Below are 20,046 nucleotides of genomic sequence, written 5' to 3'. Positions count from 1 at the left end.
CCGATGGCGCCCGACGTCGCCGCACTGGTGGACCGCCGCCGCCGCGCCTTCGGCGCCGGCTCGGTGCTGTTCTATGACGAGCCCCTGCGCATCGTGGGGGCGGAGGGTGCGTATATCCATGCGTCCGATGGGCGGGCCTATCTCGATTTCTACAATAATGTCCCCACCGTCGGACATTGCCACCCCAAGGTGGTGGAAGCGGTGCGGGCGCAGATCGGCACCTTCAACACCCATTCGCGCTATTTGTTCGACGTGGCGCACGACTATGCGGAAAAGCTGCTCGCCACCTTTCCGGCCGAGCTGAGCAATGTCGTGCTGGCCTGCACGGGCAGCGAGAGCAACGACCTGGCGCTGCGGCTCGCCCGCAAGGTGAGCGGGGGCGAGGGCATCATCGTCAGCCGCACCGCCTATCACGGCAACACCGCCACCGTGACCGAGGTCTCGCCCTCTTCCTACAGAACCGGCGCGCCGCCGCGCCATGTCCGCATGGTGCCGGCGCCAGACCCGGCGCTGTTCGGCAATGATGTGGCACAGGGCTTTGCCGACGCGGTGAAGGCGGAGATCGCCGCGCTGAAAGCGGACGGCATCGGCTTTGCCGGGCTGCTGGTGGACACCATCTTTTCCTCCGACGGCGTCTATGCCGACCCGCCGGGCTTCCTGAAAGCGGCGGTGGAGGTGGTGCGCGCCGCCGGCGGCCTGTTCATCGCCGACGAGGTGCAGCCGGGCTTCGGGCGCACCGGCGAGGGTATGTGGGGCTTCTCCCGCCATGGCGTGGTGCCTGACATCGTCACCATGGGCAAGCCGATGGGCAATGGATACCCGATCGCCGGCCTCGTCACCCGGCCGGAGCTGCTCGACGCCTTCTGCGCCGATTTCGGCTATTTCAACACCTTCGCCGGCAGCCCGGTGGCCTGCGCCGCCGGGCTTGCCGTGCTGGAGGCGATCGAGGAGGACGACCTCATCGCCAATGCGGCCCGCGTCGGCCGGCATCTCGCCGCGCGGCTGAGACGGTTGCAGGCGCACGCGCCGATCACCGCCGTGCGCGGGACCGGACTCTATCTCGGGGTCGAGTTCGGCACCGAAAAGGGGCCGGCGCCGGACCTCGCCAAGGGGCTGATCAACGGCCTGCGCCAGCGCGGCATCCTCATCGGCGCCGCCGGCCGCTATGGTAATGTGCTGAAGATCCGTCCCCCGCTCTGCGTGACCACCGCACATGCGGATGCGCTGGTCGACACGCTGGAAGAACTGCTGGCTTAGATCAGGCGAACAGCGCCAGCAGGCTTTCCAGCCGGTCGATCTCAAGGTCGACGCTCTCGAAGCCGCCGCCGCTGGGGGTGTAACCGACCACATAAAGCCCCGCCGCGCAGGCGGAGAGCGCGCCCGAAAAGCTGTCCTCCACCGCCACCACGCTTTCCGGCGGCAGGCCCAGCCGTTCGCACGCGCGACGATAGGGTTCGGGGTCGGGCTTGCCGTGGGCCACGTCGTCGAGGCTGATCGAAAAGGAAATCGCGTCCGCGATGCCGAGAGCGGCAATGTTGGCGTCCACCACGGAGCGGCTGGAGTTGGAGACGCAGGCATGCGCCACGCCACGCGCCGCCAGCGCACGAATGGTGGCGACCGCGCCCGGCAGTGCGATCAGGCTGGCACGGTTGTCGACATAATGGGCGTCGATGCGTGCCGCCCAGTCGGCTTCGGCGGTCTCGGCCGGCATGCGGGGCAGCACCTGCTTCCACACATCGCCCATATGAATGCCGCGAAACGCCTGGTCCGGAAGGTCGGAGAGGTCGGCACCGAACGTGCGGCTGGCGGCGACGAGGGCGCGATGGTGCAGCGGCTCGCTGTCGATCAGCGTGCCGTCGATATCCCAGGCGACGGCCTTGAGCGGGCGGCGGCTCATGAGGGCCGGCCTTCGAGGCGGCGATAGAGGTCGCGGTAGCGGGCATAGCCGGCCGCATAGGTCGCGGCATAGGCTGGGTTCGGCTGCAGCGTCTCGTCCTGCTCGACAAAGCGGGAAATGCCGCTCCAGGTCGCCGCGCCGATGCCGACCGCCGCCGTCCACGCGGCGCCGAGCGAGGAGCCGGGATGCCCCTTCAGCCGGTGCACCGGCTTTTGCAGCACGTCGGCGACAATCTGCATCCACACAAGGGAATTCGAGCCGCCATCGGAAACCAGCACGCGGCCGGCCATATGCCCCATGTCCGCCAGCACCTCGACATGGTGGGCGCAGGCATAGGCATAGCCTTCCAGCAGCGCCCGCCAGACATGGCCGATATCGTGCGAAAGGGTGAGCCCGTCAATGACGCCGCGCGCGGCGGGATCGTGGATCGGCGTCTTCTCGCCGAGGAAATAGGGCAGCACGGTCAGCCCGTCGGCACCCGCCGGACGGGCCTGCGCGAGAGCGTCGAGATGCTGGTGCAGGCTGAGCCCGGCCTTCTCGGCGGCGCTCGCCTCCCCGCCCGCGAAGTTGCGCACGAACCAGTTCAGCCCCGAGCCGCCGGTCGCCATGCAGCCATTGGGCATGTAGAGGCGGGGAATGAGGTGGTAGTCGAGATAAAGTCGCGGGTCCGGCTTCACCTGGTCGGTGGCGACCAGAACGTCGATGGCGCCGCCGAATTTGAGCAATACGTCGCCGCGCTGCGTCACCCCGGCACCGAGCGCCGAGGCGATCATGTCCGCGGCGCCGCCGATAACAGGCGTGCCGGCGGCAAGGCCGGTCTCAAGCGCGCCCTCGGGCGAGACCCGGCCCATCACCTCATGCGAGGCGGTCTTGCGCGGCACGGCCTCGCGCGGAATCCGTGCCCAGGCGACGAGATCGTCGTCGATGGCGTGGCGGGAAACGTCGACGAAGCCGGCCTCCAGCGCCCAGTTCTGCTCCACGGCCCGCTCGCCGGTGAGGCGCCAGTTCACATAGTCATAGGAGCCGAACACGGTGGCGATGCGGGCGAACACATCAGGCTCGTGGCGGGCGATCCAGCGCAGCTTGGCGGTGACGAGCTGCTGGTTGATGCCGTTGCCTGCCTTGGCGATGAAGCCGGCCTCATCGCGCTCGGCCCGCAACTCGGCCACTTCCGCCCCGCAGCGCCCGTCGCTCTGCTGGATGGAAGGGCGCAGCAGGCGGCCCTCCCCGTCCAGCAGCACCACGGCCGGCAGCATGCCGGTGACGCCGATGGCGGCGATCTCGGCCGGGTCGATGCCGGCGCGCTCCACCAGTTCGCGGGTGATGGCGCAGACATTCTCCCACCACTCGCCGGGGTCTTCCTCGGCCCAGCCAGCATGCTTCGAGGTCAGCGTCACCGGCCGCGAGGCGACAGCGAGAATCTCCCCCGGCAGCTTCAGCAGCAGGCCGATGGTGGAGGTGGTGCCGATATCGAGGCCGAGAACGCAGCTCATGAAGCAACCGGGCAGGAGGAGGGGGCCAACTCAGCGGATGGAATTCACCACGTCCATGAAGCGCGACACCCGCGCCTGCTCCACCGCGTTCCAGGTGTTGCCGTCGACCTTGAAATGGGTGCCGATGACCACGCCCGAGGCGACCGAGAAGATGTCACGGATATTGTCGACGTTGACGCCCGTATTGGCGAAGATCGGCACGTCCGTCACCGTCTCGGCCACCTTCTTGAGGTGCGACTGGTCGGCCGGCTGGCCGGTGATCGGGCCGGAGACGAGAATGGCGTCGGCGATGGAGGAGAACACCGCGCTCTTGGCGCGCAGCTCAATGGGGCGCTGGTCGAGCGAATGGGCGAACTCGGCATTGATGTTGAAGAGCATCTTCATGTCGTCGCGCTTCAGGTCGTGGCGCAGCCGCGCCGCCTCGGCACAATTCGGCTCCCACAGGCCCATGTCGGAGGCGAACAGGCCGGTGAAGATTTCGCGCACGAAAGAGGCGCCGCTGACGGCGCCGATGGCGACGGTGGCGACGGGGTCCCAGAGATAATTGACGCCGAACGGCACCTTCAGGCTCGGCTTCACCGCCTGCACGATGGCCGACATGGCGGCGATGGAGGCGGGGGAGCCCTTGAAGACGTAAGGGCGGTCGTTCTCATTGCCGAACATGATGGCGTCGACGCCGCCGGCCTGCAGCTTCTCGACATCGGCGAGCACGCCCTCGATCAGCTTGTCGAGGCCGCCATCGGCATCATAGAGCGGCGCGCCGGGAAGGGCGCCGATATGGGCCATGGCGATGACGACCTTCTTCTTGTCGCCGAAACACTCGAAAACCATTCCAACTACTCCTTGAGGGGACGGCGCGCGGGGCGCCTCAATGTCCGGCGGCGGGCGGCGCGATGCGCACCTCGACACGCGCGGCGGCAAGTGCCGCGGCGATGCGCGAGGGCGGCTCGGCGTCGGTGATGAGCAGGTTGATGTCGGCAAGGGTGCCGACCTGGACCAGCGACATGCGCTGGAACTTGGCGCTGTCGCACAAAAGGATCTTGAACCCCGACCGGCGCAGATAGACGCGCTTCATGTCGGTGTCCTCGAACGAGTAGTCGAAGAAGCCCTCCGCCGTGATGCCCGAGGTGCCGAGCACGGCGACGTCGAACCACAGCTTCTCGAACTGGGCGACGGCGGTGGGGCCCCACACCGACATTTCCTCCGCCCGAACCCGGCCGCCGGCGACATAGACCTCCGGCGCGCCGCCATCGAGGCGGGTGGAGACGCGCAGGCTGTTGGTGAAGACCTTGAGATGGCCGACCTCGCGCAGATGCGCGGCCATGAGATAGGTGGTGGTACCGACATCTATGGCGCAGGTGCGATAGCCGGCGATGATGCCGGCGGCGCAGGCGGCAATCGCCGCCTTCGCCTCGCTGCCGCGCCGCAGGCGGGCGTCGAAGCGCGGCTCCTCGCTGTCCATGGCGACGCTGGCCGGTGCCTCGGCGAGCATCGCCCCGCCATGCACCCGCACCAGCCGCCCTTCGCGCTCCAGCTCCAGCAGGTCGCGGCGGATGGTCATGTCGGACACGCCGAGCTCGGTGGCGAGGGCGGCGACGCCGACGGAGCCGGCAGCGGCGAGATGATCGAGAATGCGGGCGTGGCGCACATGCGAGAGCGGGCGCGGACGGTCCTCGCCCGCGGGCGCCTCGGCCAGGGCATTCTCACGGAAAGACACGTCTTCGGCCATCGCTACCCCCCTGCCTGATCGCGGGTCCGTTGCAGAGAAGCGGATTCGCGGCCGGTCGGCTCATTCTGTTTAATCGAAGGATCGCACAAGATCAAACACAAGAATGCACTTGATGTGCGTCTATGTTCGTATAGGCTGACGAGCGAACATCAGGAGTTTCGCATGAGTCCGACCGCCGCGCCCGCCCCCTCCTATCACGAGCTGAAGGGCAGGCTGGCCTTCGTCACCGGGGCGGCGGCGGGCATCGGGCGGGCCATCGCCGTGGCGCTGGCCCGGCAGGGTGTGCGGGTGGCGATCGGCGACATCAATCTGGCGGCGGCGCAGGAAACGGCGGCCGCGCTGGGCGGGGGCGCCATCGCGGTGGAGATCGACGTGCGCGCCCGCGCCTCGGTCGAGGCTGCTTTCGCCCAGGTGCTGGAAGGACTCGGCGGCTGCGACCTGCTGGTCGCCAATGCTGGCGTTTCCACCATGCGGGCGGCGCTGGAGCTGACCGACGAGGAATGGGATTTCAATTTCGACGTCAACACACGCGGCGTCTTCCTGACCAACCAGATCGCCGCCCGGCACTTCGTGGCGCATGGCAAGGGCTGCATCGTCAACACCGCCTCGCTCGCCGCCAAGGTCGGTGCGCCGTTCCTGGCGCATTACTCCGCCTCGAAATTCGCCGTGCTCGGCTGGACCCAGGCGCTGGCCCGCGAACTCGCCACGCACGGCATCCGCGTCAACGCCGTCTGCCCCGGCTTCGTGAAGACGAGCATGCAATCGCGCGAGGTCGAATGGGAGGCCACGCTGCGCGGCGTGACGCCAGAGCGGGTGATCGAGGACTACATCGCCCAGACCCCGCTCGGCCGGCTGGAAGTGCCGGAGGACGTGGCCGACGTCGTCGTCTTCCTCGCCTCCGAGCAGGCGCGCTTCATGACCGGACAGGGCGTCAACGTGACCGGCGGCGTCTACACGACCTGAGCCGGCAACCCGGACACGACGTGATCGAAATTTAGCGAGCCTCGTTCGTTTTAAGACTTGTGATGTTCGTTTTTGTCCGCTTACACTCCGCGCGCCAGCCAAGCACCGGGCGGAGTTCTCCTCTTCCCTCCGCTCCGCGTGGCGGGGCCCTGCCCCTGCGGGCAAAGGATCGCTGATGTCGTCGATCGAACTCGATCATGTCTCCAAGCTCTACGCCAACGGCGCCTATGGCGTCCGCGACGTGGACCTTTCCATTGGAGACGGCGAGTTCGTGATTTTCCTCGGCCCCTCGGGCTGTGGCAAGTCGACGACGCTGCGCATGATCGCCGGGCTGGAGGGCATCACTTCGGGCGAGTTGCGCATTGGCGGGCGCTGCGTGAACAATGTCGCCCCGCGCGACCGCAACATCGCCGTCGTCTTCCAGTCCTACGCGCTCTACCCGCATATGAGCGTGCGCGACAATATGGGCTTCGGCCTGAAGATGCGGGGCGTGGCGCGCGCCGTCATCGACGAGAAGATCCGCGACGCCGCCGGCCTGCTCGGCCTCACCCCCTATCTCGACCGCCGCCCCGCCGCGCTGTCCGGCGGGCAGCGCCAGCGCGTGGCGCTGGGCCGCGCCATCGTGCGCGATCCCGTCGCCTTCCTGCTCGATGAGCCGCTGTCCAATCTCGACGCGCAGCTGCGGGCGGAGATGCGGCTGGAATTGGTCAAGCTGCACCGCCGGCTGGGGCGCACCATCGTCCACGTCACCCACGACCAGGTCGAGGCGATGACCATGGGCGACCGCATCTGCATCATGCGCGACGGGCGGATGATCCAGGTCGGCAAGCCGCTGGAGGTTTATGCCGACCCGGTCGACACTTTTGTGGCCCGCTTCCTGGCCACCCCGCCGATGAACCTGGTGCCCGCGCGGGTTGAGGGGCGTGGCGACGGGCTGGTGGTGGTCGGCGACGGTTTCACCGTCGAGGTGCCGCCGATGCATCGGCCCGCCTATGCCCCGCTGGCCGGACGCGCGGTGATTTTCGGCCTGCGCCCGGAAGACCTGCACGAGGCGCCGCAGCCGGGATTCGCCCGCATTGAGGTGGCGGTGGTGGCAATGGAATCGCTGGGGGTGGAGAACATCCTCGTCGGCCAGCTCGGCACCGGGGATGGGGGCGGCAAGGACACGGCCAAGCCGCAGGAAATCTCCGCCCGTCTCTCGCGCCATTTCACCGCGCCGGTGGGCGCGCGCGTGCCGCTCTATCTCGACCCGCTCCCCATGCACCTGTTCGATCCGGAGACGACGCGGGCCTTTCCCCGTCCCAGCCTCCGCCTCGTGACGAACTGAGGGAGGGGGCGGCATGCGGCGCATCGGACTTCACCTTGGCCTTCTCTTCGCCTGCGCCGTCATTCTCGTGCCCCTGCTCTGGGTCATTCGCACCAGCCTGCTGCCCGAGCACCTGTCCTATTCGCCGGAGCTGATGCCGGCGGTGACGCTCGACAATTATGTCGACCTGTTCACCTCCACCCGCTACGGCCAGTCCTATCTCAACAGCCTGATCGTCGCCTTCGGCTCGGTAGTGGTGGCGCTGCCCTTCGCGGCGATGACCGGCTATGCCTTCGCCCGCTTTAAGACCAGCGGCCGCGCCGGGCGCTTCGCCGTGCTGGCGACGCAGATGCTGCCGCCGGTTGCCATCGTGCTGCCGGCCTTTGCCCTGCTGCGCACCGTCGGCCTCACCAATTCGCTGACCGGCCTCATCATCGTCTATGCCGCCGTGAACCTGCCCTTCCTCATCTGGATTTTGATGGGGTTCTTCGAGGGCATTCCGGTGGATCTCGAATGGGCGGCCCAGACCGATGGCGCCACCGCCTGGGGCGCGTTCTGGCGCATCGTGCTGCCGGTCTCGCTGCCCGGCATCGCGGCGGCGGGCGTGCTCGGCTTCATTCTCACCTGGAACGAGTTCCTGTTCGCGCTGGTGCTGAGCGGTCCACAGACCGCGACCGTGCCGGTGGCGCTGGCCTCGCTGCAGACCTCCAACGGCGTGCAGATCGCCAAGGTTTCCGCCGGCGTCGTGCTGGCCGTGCTGCCGCTGGTGATCGCCTCGCGCTTCATCCAGCGCTTCATCGTCCAGGGGCTGACCTTCGGCAGCGTGAAGTGACGGACCTTTCTGCCGCGCCCATTCGGGCGTGCGCCAACACGGCGGGCAAAGCCCGTTCCAGAGGAACAGGAGAACGAGATGCAGTTTAAGTGTAGCCTCAAGGCGGCGCTGCTCGGCGCCACCCTTCTCGCAGTGGCCGGCCCGGCCCATGCCCAGAACGTCACCCTGCGCGCCCTGATGGAGGACGTGCCGGAGACGCAGATCATCGAGAAGCTGCTGCCGGAATTCGAGAAGGAAACCGGCATCAAGGTCGAGTTCGAGAAGATCGGCTATGGCGACATGCACGACAAGCTGGTCGCCCAGCTGGTTTCGCCGGAAAGCTATTACAACCTGCTCGAAGTCGACTTCCTGTGGGCGGGCGAATTCCCCGCGGCCGGCTGGCTGGAAGACCTGAACCCCTACATCGCCAAGTCGGGCTTCGACCTGAAGCCGTTCATCCCGTCCATGCTGGAACTGCTCGGCCAGACGAAGGACGCGACGCCGATCCTGCCCATGTACAATTACTCCATGGGCCTGATCTACCGCACCGATCTGGTCAACGATCCCAAGATCAAGGCGGACTACAAGGCCAAGACCGGCAAGGAACTGGCGCTCCCGACCTCGCTGGCCGAGTATGTCGCGCTCTCCGCCTTCTTCAAGGCGAACACCCCGGTCGTCGGCGCCGCCATGCAGGGCCAGCGCGGCGACCCGAACGCGATGGAATACTCCAACTACCTGTTTTCCGCCGGCGGCGCCTATCTCGATGCCGACCGCAAGGTGGTGCTGAACAGCCCGCAGGGCCTGACCGCGCTGAAGGCCTATGCCGAGAACGTGCAGAAGGGCGCGCAGCAGGGCGCGCTCTCCGCCACGCTTGACGACACGATGCGGCTGATGTGCGCGGGCGAAGCCTTCAGCATGGTCACCTATTGGTGGATGCTGCCGCAGCTCGACAATGCCGAGAAGTGCCCGAAGGTGGCCGGCAAGCTGGCGCTTTCCGTCATGCCTGGTGGCCATGGCGAGAGCGGCGGCTGGGGCTGGGGCATCCCGAAGAACACGTCGGATGAATCCAAGGACGCGGCCTGGAAGTTCATCACCTGGGTGCAGGGCAAGAAGATTTCCATCGCCCGCGCCATGGATGGCCACGCGCCGGTGCGCTCGGACGTGTTCGAGGACGCGGCGGTGCTGAAGAAGTACCCCTTCTACAAGACCGGCCTTGAGGTCGTCGCTTCCGGCAAGTCGTTCCCGATCTTCGCCTATTCGGCGCAGTACGAGGACGTGCTGGGCGCCCAGCTCTCGCTCGCCGCCGGCGGGCAGGCCAAGCCCGAGGACGCGCTGAAGGCGGCCGCCGACGGCCTGACCCAGCTGCTCAACAAGTGACCCCATCGGCCGGGACGCTGCGTGAGCCCCGCAGAGTCCCGGCCATACGGCGCGCCAGCCTTCCCCCTCGTCGGCTGGCGCGCCGGTCTCTTTCTCGACATGTTTACGACGGAACGGACGACGCGCATGCGCTTTGCGGCACTGGCGGATCGGGACTGGCGCACCGGCTGGGCCTTCGCGGCACCGGGGCTCATGACCCTCGCCATCGTCATGGGCCTGCCGCTGGTCTATGCGGCGCTGATCTCGGTCTCCTCGCTGACCCTGCTCAAGCCGATGCTGCTGCCCCTCACGGGGTTGAAGAACTTCACCATCGTGATGAGCGACCCGCTGTTCTGGGACGCGCTGTGGCTGACCATCAAATATTCCGTCATCACGGTGACGGGGGAATTCGTGCTCGGTCTCGGCGTGGCCTTGATGCTGAACCGGGCGGTGACGATGAAGCCGGTCTATTTCGCCATTCTCACCATTCCCATGGCGATGTCGCCGGTGAGCGTGGCGCTGATCTGGCGCATGCTGCTGCAGCCCAATCTCGGCATCGCCAACCAGCTGCTGGAAAGCCTCGGCCTGCCCCGCGTCGACTGGCTGGGCAATGCCGATTTCGCGCTGTGGACCATGGCGGCGATCGACATCTGGCAGCAGACCTCCTTCGTCATCCTGATCCTCGCCGCCGGCCTCGCCTCGCTGCCGCGCGACCCCTATGAGGCGGCGGAGGTGGACGGCGCCTCGCCGCTGCAGCAGTTCTGGTACATCACCCTGCCGATGCTGCGGCCGGTGGCGGCGATCGCGGTGATCATCCAGCTGATCAACGAGTTCCGCACCTACGACCTGCCCTACATCCTCACCAAGGGCGGGCCGGGCAATTCCACCGAGGTGCTCAGCTTCTTCGCCTACCGCCGCGCCTTCCTCGGCCTGCACCTGAACGAGGGCGCCGCCGCCGCCTTCGTGCTGCTGCTGATCGTGCTCGGGCTCACCATCCTGTTCTTCGCCACGCTGGAACGCCGGCGCTGACGTCAGAGCCGATCAGCGGTCGATCATTCGCATCTGCTCTTCCGGGTAGCGCGCGCCTTCCACCGCGATGGCGGCGAGCGCCCGGTCGATCGCCGCCAGCTCCCCCGGAGCGAGCGCGATCCGCGTGGCGGCGATGTTCTCCTCCAGCCGGTGCAGCTTGGTGGTGCCGGGAATGGGCACGATCCATGGCCGCTGCGCCAGAATCCAGGCGAGCGCGATCTGTGCCGGCGTGGCGACAGCCCCCTCGCCGCCCCGCGCCGCCGCCACCTCGCGCAGCACGTCGATCAGCGCCTGGTTGGCGGCCAGCGCCGCGGCCGTGAAGCGCGGCTGGCTGGCGCGCATGTCGCCCTTGGGGAACGTGGTCGAGGCGTCCATCGCGCCGGTGAGGAAGCCGCGCCCGAGCGGGCTGAAGGGCACGAAGCCGATGCCCAGTTCCTCCAGCACGGGGAATATCTCCTCTTCGGGCTCGCGCCACCACAGCGAGTATTCGCTCTGCAGTGCCGTGACCTTCTGCACCGCATGGGCGCGGCGAAGGGTGCCGACCCCGGCCTCCGACAGGCCGAAATGCAGCACCTTGCCTTCGCGGATCAGCTCGCCCACCGTGCCGGCAACGTCCTCGATCGGCACGTCGGGGTCGACCCGGTGCTGGTAGAGCAGGTCGATATGGTCGGTGCGCAGCCGCTTGAGCGAAGCCTCCGTCACCGCGCGGATATGGTCGGGCCGGCTGTCGACGCCGATCCGGCGGTTCGTTCCGGGCTCTATCTTGAAGCCGAATTTGGTGGCGATCTTCACCCGCGCCCGCAGCGGCGCCAGTGCCTCGCCGACCAGTTCCTCATTGACGAACGGACCATAGAATTCGGCGGTGTCGAACAGGGTGACGCCCCGCTCCACAGCAGCGCGCAACAGCGCGGCGGCATCCTCGCGGGCCGGCGCGGTGCCATAGGAGGACGTCAGCCCCATGCAGCCGAAACCGATCTCCGACACGTCGAGCCCGTCATTTCCGAGTGTGCGCGTAAGCATGGGGTCCTCCATCGGGCAAATCAGGCGGCCATTGATAGCCCCTCCGGCGCCTCAAGACAGCGTCACATTTGCGAGGCCGTGAAAATGCCGAGGCGGCGCAGCAGCATTTTCTCGCCTTCCAGCACGGCCATCAGCGCCACCCCGATGGCGATAATCATCACCCCGTCGACCAGCGCCACCGGGCGCGTGTCGAAGATTGCCTGCATCAGTGGCAGATAGGTAAAGGCGAACTGCCCGGCCACAACGGCGACCAGCGCCAGCAGCACCGCCGGCGTGCCCAACGCGCCGCGCCAGGTGATCGAGCTCATGTGCAGGAAGCGCACGTTGAACAGGTAGAAGATCTCCATCACCACCAGCGTGTTGACGACGAGGGTGCGGGCCATCTCCACCTCCTGCCCGCGCCACAGCGACTGGAAGAACATGCCAAAGGACACGAGGGTAAACAGCACCGAGACCAGCACCACCCGCCACAGCATGAAGGGGGTGAGAAGCCCGGCGCGGGCGGGCCGGGGCGGGCGCTCCATGATGCCGGGCTCGGTCGGCTCGAAGGCCAGCGCCAGCCCGAGCGTGGCGGACAGGATGAGGTTGATCCAGAGTATCTGCGCCGGGGACATCGGCATGGTGAGGCCAAGCAGGATGGCGCCGATCACCGCCAGCACCTCGCCGCCATTGGTCGGCAACGTCCAGGCGATCATCTTGCGGATATTGTCGTAGACGGTGCGGCCCTCCTTCACCGCCGCGACGATGGAGGCGAAATTGTCGTCGAGCAGCACCACTTCCGCCGCCTGCTTGGCCGCCTCCGTGCCCTTGCGGCCCATGGCGATTCCGACATCGGCCTGGCGGAGCGAGGGCGCGTCGTTGACGCCGTCGCCGGTCATCGCCACCACCGCGCCGGTGGATTGCAGCGCCCGCACGATGCGCAGCTTATTCTCCGGGCTGGTGCGGGCGAACACGCTGGTGCTCGCCGCCATGTCGACGAGCACCTCATCGGAGACCGCATCCACCTCAGCGCCCGTCACCACCACAGGGTTCTCGGCGAGGCCGAGCTGGCGGGCGATGGCACCGGCAGTGGCGGCGTGGTCGCCGGTGATCATCTTCACCCCGATGCCGGCGCTGCGGCATTCGGCAATGGCCGCCACCGCTTCCGGGCGCGGCGGGTCGATGAAGCCGACGAGGCCGAGGAAATCGAACCCCTCGCGCATATCGTCGAAGGAAAGGCGCTGCGGCGCCACGGCGAGCCGCTTCATGGCGAAGCCAAGCACCCGCTCGCCGGCCGCCGCCGCGCGGGCGATCGCCGCCTCCCACACCCCGCCGCCCGGCGCGCCCGAGAGCTTCAGCACGTCTTCCGGCGCGCCCTTGACGAAGACCACCGCCTCGCCCTGCGGGTCGCGATGGAGGCTCGCCATGAAGCGATACGCGGCATCGAAGGGTATCTCGTCGAGCCGCGTAAAGGCGCCGCGCTCCGCCTCCGGACTGAGCCCCGCCTTGAGCGCGAGGGCGACCAGCGCCCCCTCCATCGGGTCGCCTTCCGCCCGCCAGACGCCGTTCTCGGCATGCAGGTGCGCGTCGTTGCACAGAAGCCCGCAGCGCAGCAGCAGCGCGGCCGCTTCGGCCGGGTCGCCGCGCGCGTCCTCGCCCGGCGGCTGCCAGCCGAGCGCGCCCTGCGGGTCATAGCCGATGCCGGACACCGCGATCTCGGCGAGCCCGGCCTTGGCGAGCACCAGCCGCCGGGCGGTCATCTCGTTGCGGGTCAGCGTGCCGGTCTTGTCGGAGCAGATGACCGAGGTCGCGCCCAGCGTTTCCACCGCCGGCAGCTGGCGAATGACGGCGTGCTGCCGGGCCATGCGCCGCACGCCGACGGCCAGCGTGATGGTGATCACCGCCGGCAGCCCCTCCGGCACCACGCCCACCGCCAGCGCCACCACCGCGATCAGCGCCTCGCTCCAGCCATAGCCGCGCACCGCGACGGCGAAGGCGAACAGCGCCGCCGCCCCCGCGAGGGCGACCCAGGTGAAGCGGCGCGCGAAGGCGTCGACCTGCCGCAGCAGTGGCGTCGCCAGCGGCTCGACATCGGCGATAAGCCGGCCGATGCGGCCGATCTGGGTATGCGTGCCGGTGGAGACGACGATGCCGGCGCCCTGCCCGGCGGCGACCGTGGTGCCGGAAAATGCCATCGAATGACGGTCGCCGAGCGCCGCTTCCACCGGCGCGGGCGCTTCGTTCTTGGCGGCCGCCACGGATTCGCCGGTGAGGAGGGCCTCGTCGACCAGCATGCCGCGCGCCCGGATGAGCCGCGTGTCCGCCGGCACCCGGTCGCCGGCCTCCAGCAGCACAAGATCGCCGGGCACGAGGTCGCGGGCATGGACGCTCCGGCGCCGGCTGGCGCGCACCACATTGGCGTGCGGCGCGATCATGTTGCGGATGGCCCGCAGCGCCTGTTCCGCCTTGCCCTCCTGGATGAAGCCGACAAGGGCGTTGACCAGCACCACCGCGACAATCACCCCGGCATCGACAACGTGGCCGAGAGCGAGCGCCGCCGCCGCACCGGCGAGCAGGAAAGTAATCAGCGCATTGTTGAACTGGGCGAGAAAACGAACCAGCGGCGGGCGGCCGGGCGGCTCGGGCAGCGCATTGGGGCCATGGGTGGCGAGGCGCGCCTGCGCCTCCTCCGGTGTCAGCCCGGCACTGGTGACGCCGAGCCGCCCGGCCACCTCTTCATGGGGGATCGCGTGCCAGTGGGCCGTCTCGGGGACGGACGTCATGCGGGGAAAAGCGGCATCGGGCATGGGTCGAGGGCGCTCGCTGACGTTGCGTGAGCCCGAAACCTAGAAGCGCCTCGTCCCCCGGCCTAGCGGGGTTTCCCGTATGCGGTGGCGTTAGCAGCGCCCGCGTCAGCGCGGGGCGCGCTTGGCGAGGATGCGCTGGAGGGTGCGCCGGTGCATGGAGAGGCGACGGGCGGTTTCCGAGACGTTGCGGCTGCACAACTCGTAGACGCGCTGGATATGCTCCCAGCGCACCCGGTCCGCCGACATGGGGTTCTCGGGCAATTGGGGCTTGTAGTCGCCCTGGGCGTTCAGCGCGGCGCAGATGTCGTCGGCATCGGCCGGCTTGGCGAGATAGTCGACGGCGCCGATCTTCACCGCGTTCACGGCGGTGGCGATGTTGCCATAGCCGGTGAGGATGATGCCGCGCGCTTCCGGCCGGCGGCGCTTGAGCGCGGAGATCACGTCGAGCCCGTTGCCGTCGCCGAGGCGCATGTCCACCACCGCATAGGCCGGCGCGCTGCCCTCGACGCTGGCGAGGCCGTCGGCCACGGTTTCCGCCGTCGTGACCATGAAACCGCGCGTTTCCATGGCCCGCGCGAGGCGCTGCAGAAACGGCCGGTCGTCATCGACGATGAGCAGAGTGCGGTCCTGCGGTTCCATGGCGATATCGAGCATCTCAACGCTTTCCCATGTGCCGGCTGCGGCATTGCCGGGCGCGGCCCGAGAGCGCCACCCGCGATGCGTTGCCAATTCGACTTTAGCCCCAGCTTATACCCCGTGGGCGGCCAGAGCAAAACGCCACACCCCTTCTACGGTCGTGCCGACGGCCCTTTCGCCGCTTCCGGTTCACGATCGCCTGATATGTCGATCACCGCGCGCGGCCAGCGCACCCCCACCGAGGCGCCATGGGCCGGGGGCGGACGGTTGACGAAGGTGAGCCCGGCGCCGGTACGCTCCAGCAGCGTCTTGGCGATGAAGACGCCGAGGCCGAGGCCGTTCTGGTCCTCGCCGTCCGACTCCGCGCCGCGCTTCCAGCGGTTGCGGCCGCGGCTGGTGACATAGGGCGCGCCAATGCTGTCGAGCAGTTCGATGGGAAAGCCCGGCCCGTCATCGGTGACGCTGATCGTCACCTCGTCCTCGCTCCAGCTGGCGACGATGTTGACCTCGCCCTTGGCGAAGTCGACCGCGTTCTCGACAATGTTTCCCAGCCCGTAGAGGAGGCCGGGATTGCGGGCGATGATCGGCTCGCCGGGGGCGCCACTGGGCAGGGTGACGGCGATGGTGATGCCGAAATTGCGGTGCGGCGCCACCACATCCTCCAGCAGATGCGAGATCGGCATCCGGTCGAACGGCGCCTCGCCGGCATCCAGCGTGGTCAGCCGGCGCAGGATAGCGCGGCAACGCTCGGCCTGCTCGCTCACCAGCTTGACGTCGTCGCTCATCGGGTTGTCGGCCGGCAGCGCCCGCGCCAGCTCCTTGGCCACCACGGTGATGGTGGCGAGCGGCGTGCCCAGCTCATGCGCCGCCGCCGCCGCCAGCCCGTCCAGCGCCGAGAGGTGCTGCTCGCGCGCCAGCACCAGCTCGGTGGCGGCAAGCGCCTCGGAGAGTTCGCGCGTCTCCTCCGCCACCCGCCAGGCGTGCACGCCGATGAAGGCGATGGCGATGGCGAGCGCCAGCCAGATACCGACGAGATAAAGCGTCGGCAGTTCCGGCACCTCGCCCAGCGCGCCGCTGGCGGCCCAGGGCAGCGGCATCTGCCAGAAGCCAACCAGCGCCGCGCAGGCCGCCGCCAGCATGCCGAGCAGGATGGTGGTGCGCGGGGAGAGCGCCGTCGCCGAGATCAGTACCGGGGCGAGAAAGAGCAGCGCAAAGGGGTTGGCAAGCCCGCCGGTGAGAAACAGCAGCGCGGCCAGTTGCAGGATGTCATAGGCCAGCAGCCACGCCGCCTCCACATCCGACAAGCGCCGCGCGCCGGGATTGCGCAGCCGCAGCGCCAGATTCAGCCAGGCGGAAAGGGCAACGACCGCCAGGCTGGCGCCGATCGGCAGCGAGAAGCCGAGCAGCCACTGCACCACGACGATGGCGACCGTCTGGCCGGAAATCGCCAGCCAGCGCAGCCGGATAAGCGTGTCCAGCCGCAGGCCGAAAAAGCGTTCGCCAATGGGATGGTCGAGCGAGAGCGACATAAAAGCCCCTTGCTTGGCGCCGCCGGGCACCCTTTCGACCTCTATAGCGCCACTGCCGGCCTGAGCGCGAGAGCCGGCCCCGCGTTGACGCGCGCGCGAAAGAGCCTATCTATGCTGCAACGCACAAGAACGGCCCGGCCAATCAACGACGCGGCAGAAACGACCCGGACGGGCGGAATCGGTTACGGAGGCACTCATGGCGATCGGCGTTTTCGGTGATGTGCCCGACGCGGAAGAAGCGGTAACAGCGCCCGAAGTGGCGGTCGAGACCGCCTCGGCGCTGGCACGCCCGATGTACTGGATGTTCGAGATGGGTCACGCGGCGCTCGATCCGCTGCGGGTGATGGCCGATGCCGGCCGGCTGTTCTACCGCAACCCCGCCAACCCGCTCAGCCATACCGGCTTCGGCAAGACCATGTCCGCCTCGCTGGAGATGTTCGAGCGCACCACGCGGCGCTATGGCAAGCCGGAATGGGGCATCGACGAGGTGACGGTCGGCGGGGTCCCCGTGCCGGTCGAGATCGAGACGGTGTGGGAGCGGCCGTTCTGCAAGCTGCTGCATTTCAAGCGCCATTTCACGCATAAGCCGCGCCGGCCGCAGCCGCGCATGGTCATCGTCGCGCCGCTGTCGGGCCATTACGCGACATTGCTGCGCGGCACGGTGCAGACCCTGCTGCCCAATCACGACCTCTACATCACCGACTGGGTGGACGCCCGCAATGTCCCGGCCTCCGAGGGACCGTTCAGCCTCGACGACTATATCGACTATGTCATCGACATCTTCCACCACCTCGGCGGCGGGGTGCATGCGCTGGCGGTGTGCCAGCCGGCGGTGCCGGTGCTGGCCGCCGTGGCGCGGATGGAGGAGATGGGCGACCCCGACGTGCCCGCCTCCATGGTGCTGATGGGCGGGCCGATCGACACCCGCGAGAGCCCGACGGCGGTGAACCATTTCGCGCAGGAGCGCGGCATCGAGTGGTTCCAGCGCAACGTCATCACCACCGTGCCCTGGCCCAATGCCGGGGTGATGCGCCAGGTCTATCCCGGCTTTCTCCAACTGCACGGCTTCATGGCGATGAACATGGAGCGCCATCTGAAAGCCCATGCCGACATGTTCGGCCATCTGGTGAAGGGTGACGGCGATTCCGCCACCAAGCACCGCGAGTTCTACGACGAATATCTCTCGGTCATGGACCTGCCGGCGGAATACTACCTGCAGACGCTGCAGACCGTGTTCATCGACCATGCCCTGCCGAGGGGAACGATGACCCATCGCGGCGAAAGGGTGGACACGTCGAAGATCCGCAATGTCGCGCTGCTCACCGTCGAGGGCGAGAACGACGACATTTCCGGCGTCGGCCAGACCCGCGCCGCCCAGACCCTGTGTTCCGGCCTGCCGGAGGACATGAAGGCGCATTACCTTCAGCCGACCGTCGGCCATTACGGCGTGTTCAACGGCTCGCGCTTCCGCGCCGAGATCGCGCCACGCATCTCCGATTTCGTGCTCTCGCATAACTGGCCGAAGAAGGGCCACAACCGGCCGGAGGACGGCACTCCAGCAAACGGGAAATAACCGCCCGTTTTCCGGCGGCGCGGGCACGGGCGCGATGCTAGCGTCGCCTCATGCTGACCGATACGCCCCGCGACCTGTTCGACCTCACCCTGCCGGACGCGGCCACGCTCCACCAGGCACTGCTGGCGCGTGATTCGCGCTATGAGGGACGCGTCTATGTGTGTGTCGCCACGACCGGAATCTTCTGCCGGCTGACATGCCCGGCCCGCAAGCCGCTGGCGGAGAACTGCACCTTCCGGACGACGATCGGCGCCTGCATCGAGGCGGGCTTCCGTCCCTGCAAGCGCTGCCATCCGCTCCGGCCGGCCGCCGAGGCGGACCCCATGATCGCGGCGCTGCTTGCTTCGCTGGACGCCCGCCCGGCCTACCGCTTCGGCGAAGAGGACATTGCCCGCATGGGCCATGACCTCTCCACCGTCCGCCGCGCCTTCAAGCGACAATTCGGCATGACCTTCCTCGACATGGCCCGCCACCGCCGGCTGCGCGAGGGGTTCGAGACGCTGTCGCTCGGCGGCTCGGTCATCGCCGCGCAGCAGGAGGCGGGTTTCCAGTCCGCCAGCGCGTTCCGTGCCGCCTTCGCCCGGCTGATCGGCTGCGCGCCGGGTGAGATCGCCGGCGAGGGCCGGCTGCTCGCCGACTGGATCGGCACGCCGCTCGGCGACATGATCGCGATTTCCAGCGCCACGCACCTGCATCTGCTGGAATTTGTCGAGCGGCGCGGCCTGCCGGCGGAGATCGCCCGCCTGCGCAAGGGCGTGAAGGGGGAGCTCGGCATCGGCAGTGCCCCGCCGACCGAGAGCATCCGCACGGAACTCGCGGCCTATTTCGCCGGCCGGTCGGCGGGTTTCGCAACCCCGCTGGCGCTGGAGGGCAGCGCCTTCACCCGCGCGGTGTGGGCGGAGCTACGGCGCATACCCGCCGGGGCAACGGCGAGCTATGCCGAGATCGCCCGGCGGATCGGCGAGCCCTGCGCCATCCGCGCGGTGGCGCGGGCCAATGGCGCCAACCAGCTCGCGCTCGTCATTCCCTGCCATCGCGTCCTCGGCACGGACGGCGCCCTTACCGGCTATGGCGGCGGGCTGTGGCGCAAGCAGCGGCTGCTGGAGATCGAGGCGCAGTACCGCGCCCGCCCGGCACCGGCGGGGTGACGGGCAACCGGCGGGGTCGCCGTGCCCCGCCCGCTCAGTGCGCGCGGGCGAACATCTCGTTGAAGGAATAGCCGGAACCGCGCACGGTGCGGATCGGGTCAGGCTGGCGCGGGCGGTTCAACGCCTTGCGCAGGCGGCCGACATGCACGTCCACGGTGCGCTCGTCGATATAGACGTCCTGCCCCCACACGCCGTCGAGCAGCTGCTCGCGCGAATAGACGCGGCCGGGCGACTGCATGAGGAATTCCAGCAGCCGGAACTCGGTGGGGCCCAGATGCAGCTCGCGGCCGGCGCGGTGCACGCGCTTGGTCTCGCGGTCGAGCTCGATGTCGCCGGCCCGCAGCAGGGTGGAAATGTGCTCGGGCTTGGCCCGGCGCAGAAGCGCGCGCACGCGGGCAACCAGCTCGGGCACCGAGAACGGCTTCACCACATAGTCGTCGGCGCCGGTGGCGAGGCCGCGCACGCGCTCGGTCTCCTCGCCGCGGGCGGTGAGCATGAGGATCGGCATGCGCTCGGTTTCCGGCCGGGCGCGCAGGCGCCGGCACAGCTCGATGCCGGAAAGGCCCGGCAGCATCCAGTCGAGGATGAGAAGGTCCGGCACGCTTTCGCGCAGCCGGGTCTCCGCCTCGTCGCCCCGCCCCACATTATCGACCGAATAGCCTTCGGATTCGAGATTGTAGCGGAGCAGGAGGGTGAGGGGCTCCTCATCCTCCACGATCAGTATGTTGGTGGGCATGATCTCGTTCCCGAGCGTTCGCGGGCCGTTGGCG

The 20,046-nt window shown here is 68.4% G+C and carries 17 protein-coding genes; 8 read left to right on the top strand and 9 right to left on the bottom strand.

Going from position 1 to position 20,046, the window contains the following annotated elements; all coding sequences use genetic code 11:
• The first annotated feature begins 3 nt into the window (after positions 1–3).
• Positions 4–1,257, top strand: coding sequence for an aspartate aminotransferase family protein (locus tag EV667_RS01490; protein ID WP_245516059.1), 1,254 nt, complete (start codon positions 4–6; stop codon positions 1,255–1,257).
• Between the two features lies 1 nt (position 1,258).
• On the opposite strand, the gene EV667_RS01485 is transcribed toward EV667_RS01490, so the two are convergent.
• From EV667_RS01485 to EV667_RS01470, 4 genes are read right to left on the bottom strand one after another with little or no spacing between them, the layout of a single operon-like run.
• A complete protein-coding gene (locus EV667_RS01485) occupies positions 1,259–1,897 on the bottom strand; it encodes an HAD family hydrolase (RefSeq protein WP_131833568.1) in 639 nt (212 codons plus the stop codon).
• Complete coding sequence (locus EV667_RS01480; RefSeq protein ID WP_131833567.1) at positions 1,894–3,390, bottom strand: FGGY-family carbohydrate kinase; 1,497 nt, start codon at positions 3,388–3,390, stop codon at positions 1,894–1,896. The genes EV667_RS01485 and EV667_RS01480 overlap by 4 nt, the downstream gene beginning before the upstream one ends.
• 30 nt (positions 3,391–3,420) lie before the next feature.
• The gene (locus tag EV667_RS01475) at positions 3,421–4,221 is read right to left on the bottom strand and encodes a BtpA/SgcQ family protein (RefSeq protein ID WP_131833566.1); all 801 of its coding nucleotides are present in this window, start codon (positions 4,219–4,221) and stop codon (positions 3,421–3,423) included.
• A 37-nt stretch (positions 4,222–4,258) separates the two neighbouring features.
• A complete protein-coding gene (locus EV667_RS01470) occupies positions 4,259–5,119 on the bottom strand; it encodes a DeoR/GlpR family DNA-binding transcription regulator (protein ID WP_131833565.1) in 861 nt (286 codons plus the stop codon).
• Positions 5,120–5,281: 162 nt separating this feature from the next.
• Here EV667_RS01470 and EV667_RS01465 point away from each other — a divergent pair, with 162 nt between their 5' ends.
• The 5 genes from EV667_RS01465 to EV667_RS01445 all read left to right on the top strand — a co-directional run bounded on the left by EV667_RS01465 (position 5,282) and on the right by EV667_RS01445 (position 10,584).
• Complete coding sequence (locus tag EV667_RS01465; protein WP_131833564.1) at positions 5,282–6,082, top strand: SDR family NAD(P)-dependent oxidoreductase; 801 nt, start codon at positions 5,282–5,284, stop codon at positions 6,080–6,082.
• A 175-nt stretch (positions 6,083–6,257) separates the two neighbouring features.
• On the top strand, positions 6,258–7,409 hold the full coding sequence (locus EV667_RS01460) for an ABC transporter ATP-binding protein (RefSeq protein WP_131833563.1): 1,152 nt from the start codon (positions 6,258–6,260) through the stop codon (positions 7,407–7,409).
• A 13-nt stretch (positions 7,410–7,422) separates the two neighbouring features.
• Positions 7,423–8,220, top strand: a complete 798-nt coding sequence (locus EV667_RS01455) for a carbohydrate ABC transporter permease (RefSeq protein WP_131833562.1) — start codon at positions 7,423–7,425, stop codon at positions 8,218–8,220.
• A 78-nt stretch (positions 8,221–8,298) separates the two neighbouring features.
• A complete protein-coding gene (locus tag EV667_RS01450; protein ID WP_131833561.1) occupies positions 8,299–9,576 on the top strand; it encodes an extracellular solute-binding protein in 1,278 nt (425 codons plus the stop codon).
• 126 nt (positions 9,577–9,702) lie between these two features.
• Positions 9,703–10,584, top strand: a complete 882-nt coding sequence (locus EV667_RS01445; protein WP_131833560.1) for a carbohydrate ABC transporter permease — start codon at positions 9,703–9,705, stop codon at positions 10,582–10,584.
• A gap of 12 nt (positions 10,585–10,596) precedes the next feature.
• On the opposite strand, the gene EV667_RS01440 is transcribed toward EV667_RS01445, so the two are convergent.
• The 4 genes from EV667_RS01440 to EV667_RS01425 form a co-directional block, all read right to left on the bottom strand.
• A complete protein-coding gene (locus EV667_RS01440; RefSeq protein ID WP_131833559.1) occupies positions 10,597–11,604 on the bottom strand; it encodes an aldo/keto reductase in 1,008 nt (335 codons plus the stop codon).
• 62 nt (positions 11,605–11,666) lie between these two features.
• Positions 11,667–14,390 (bottom strand): HAD-IC family P-type ATPase, encoded by a 2,724-nt coding sequence (locus EV667_RS01435; protein ID WP_131833558.1) that lies wholly within the window; start codon positions 14,388–14,390, stop codon positions 11,667–11,669.
• 105 nt (positions 14,391–14,495) lie between these two features.
• Positions 14,496–15,044, bottom strand: coding sequence for an ActR/PrrA/RegA family redox response regulator transcription factor (locus EV667_RS01430; protein ID WP_131833557.1), 549 nt, complete (start codon positions 15,042–15,044; stop codon positions 14,496–14,498).
• 134 nt (positions 15,045–15,178) lie between these two features.
• Entirely contained in the window at positions 15,179–16,555 is a 1,377-nt protein-coding gene (locus tag EV667_RS01425) for an ActS/PrrB/RegB family redox-sensitive histidine kinase (protein ID WP_131833556.1), read from the bottom strand.
• A gap of 196 nt (positions 16,556–16,751) precedes the next feature.
• Here EV667_RS01425 and EV667_RS01420 point away from each other — a divergent pair, with 196 nt between their 5' ends.
• Together EV667_RS01420 and EV667_RS01415 are read left to right on the top strand one after the other, a co-directional pair.
• Positions 16,752–18,128, top strand: a complete 1,377-nt coding sequence (locus EV667_RS01420) for a polyhydroxyalkanoate depolymerase (protein ID WP_131833555.1) — start codon at positions 16,752–16,754, stop codon at positions 18,126–18,128.
• 50 nt (positions 18,129–18,178) lie between these two features.
• Entirely contained in the window at positions 18,179–19,276 is a 1,098-nt protein-coding gene (locus tag EV667_RS01415) for a bifunctional transcriptional activator/DNA repair enzyme AdaA (RefSeq protein WP_131833554.1), read from the top strand.
• 34 nt (positions 19,277–19,310) lie between these two features.
• Here EV667_RS01415 and phoB read toward each other — a convergent pair whose 3' ends face one another.
• Positions 19,311–20,012 carry a phosphate regulon transcriptional regulator PhoB gene (phoB, locus tag EV667_RS01410; RefSeq protein ID WP_018388729.1) on the bottom strand — a complete coding sequence of 234 codons (702 nt, stop codon included), beginning with the start codon at positions 20,010–20,012 and terminating at the stop codon, positions 19,311–19,313.
• Between the last annotated feature and the right edge of the window lie 34 nt (positions 20,013–20,046).

Origin of the sequence: Ancylobacter aquaticus (assembly GCF_004339465.1) — a bacterium.
Lineage (GTDB): Bacteria > Pseudomonadota > Alphaproteobacteria > Rhizobiales > Xanthobacteraceae > Ancylobacter > Ancylobacter aquaticus.
This window is presented reverse-complemented; position numbering and strand designations above follow the sequence as displayed.

What these genes read in the sequence shown, in the direction of transcription:
- EV667_RS01450 (WP_131833561.1), top strand. Translation starts at nt 8,299, where the DNA reads ATGCAGTTTAAGTGTAGCCTCAAGGCGGCGCTGCTCGGCGCCACCCTT.
- EV667_RS01485 (WP_131833568.1), bottom strand. Translation starts at nt 1,897, where the DNA reads ATGAGCCGCCGCCCGCTCAAGGCCGTCGCCTGGGATATCGACGGCACG.
- EV667_RS01435 (WP_131833558.1), bottom strand. Translation starts at nt 14,390, where the DNA reads ATGCCCGATGCCGCTTTTCCCCGCATGACGTCCGTCCCCGAGACGGCC.
- EV667_RS01480 (WP_131833567.1), bottom strand. Translation starts at nt 3,390, where the DNA reads ATGAGCTGCGTTCTCGGCCTCGATATCGGCACCACCTCCACCATCGGC.
- EV667_RS01420 (WP_131833555.1), top strand. Translation starts at nt 16,752, where the DNA reads ATGGCGATCGGCGTTTTCGGTGATGTGCCCGACGCGGAAGAAGCGGTA.
- EV667_RS01440 (WP_131833559.1), bottom strand. Translation starts at nt 11,604, where the DNA reads ATGCTTACGCGCACACTCGGAAATGACGGGCTCGACGTGTCGGAGATC.
- EV667_RS01445 (WP_131833560.1), top strand. Translation starts at nt 9,703, where the DNA reads ATGCGCTTTGCGGCACTGGCGGATCGGGACTGGCGCACCGGCTGGGCC.
- EV667_RS01415 (WP_131833554.1), top strand. Translation starts at nt 18,179, where the DNA reads ATGCTGACCGATACGCCCCGCGACCTGTTCGACCTCACCCTGCCGGAC.
- EV667_RS01475 (WP_131833566.1), bottom strand. Translation starts at nt 4,221, where the DNA reads ATGGTTTTCGAGTGTTTCGGCGACAAGAAGAAGGTCGTCATCGCCATG.
- EV667_RS01490 (WP_245516059.1), top strand. Translation starts at nt 4, where the DNA reads ATGGCGCCCGACGTCGCCGCACTGGTGGACCGCCGCCGCCGCGCCTTC.
- EV667_RS01430 (WP_131833557.1), bottom strand. Translation starts at nt 15,044, where the DNA reads ATGCTCGATATCGCCATGGAACCGCAGGACCGCACTCTGCTCATCGTC.
- EV667_RS01455 (WP_131833562.1), top strand. Translation starts at nt 7,423, where the DNA reads ATGCGGCGCATCGGACTTCACCTTGGCCTTCTCTTCGCCTGCGCCGTC.
- EV667_RS01470 (WP_131833565.1), bottom strand. Translation starts at nt 5,119, where the DNA reads ATGGCCGAAGACGTGTCTTTCCGTGAGAATGCCCTGGCCGAGGCGCCC.
- EV667_RS01425 (WP_131833556.1), bottom strand. Translation starts at nt 16,555, where the DNA reads ATGTCGCTCTCGCTCGACCATCCCATTGGCGAACGCTTTTTCGGCCTG.
- phoB (WP_018388729.1), bottom strand. Translation starts at nt 20,012, where the DNA reads ATGCCCACCAACATACTGATCGTGGAGGATGAGGAGCCCCTCACCCTC.
- EV667_RS01465 (WP_131833564.1), top strand. Translation starts at nt 5,282, where the DNA reads ATGAGTCCGACCGCCGCGCCCGCCCCCTCCTATCACGAGCTGAAGGGC.
- EV667_RS01460 (WP_131833563.1), top strand. Translation starts at nt 6,258, where the DNA reads ATGTCGTCGATCGAACTCGATCATGTCTCCAAGCTCTACGCCAACGGC.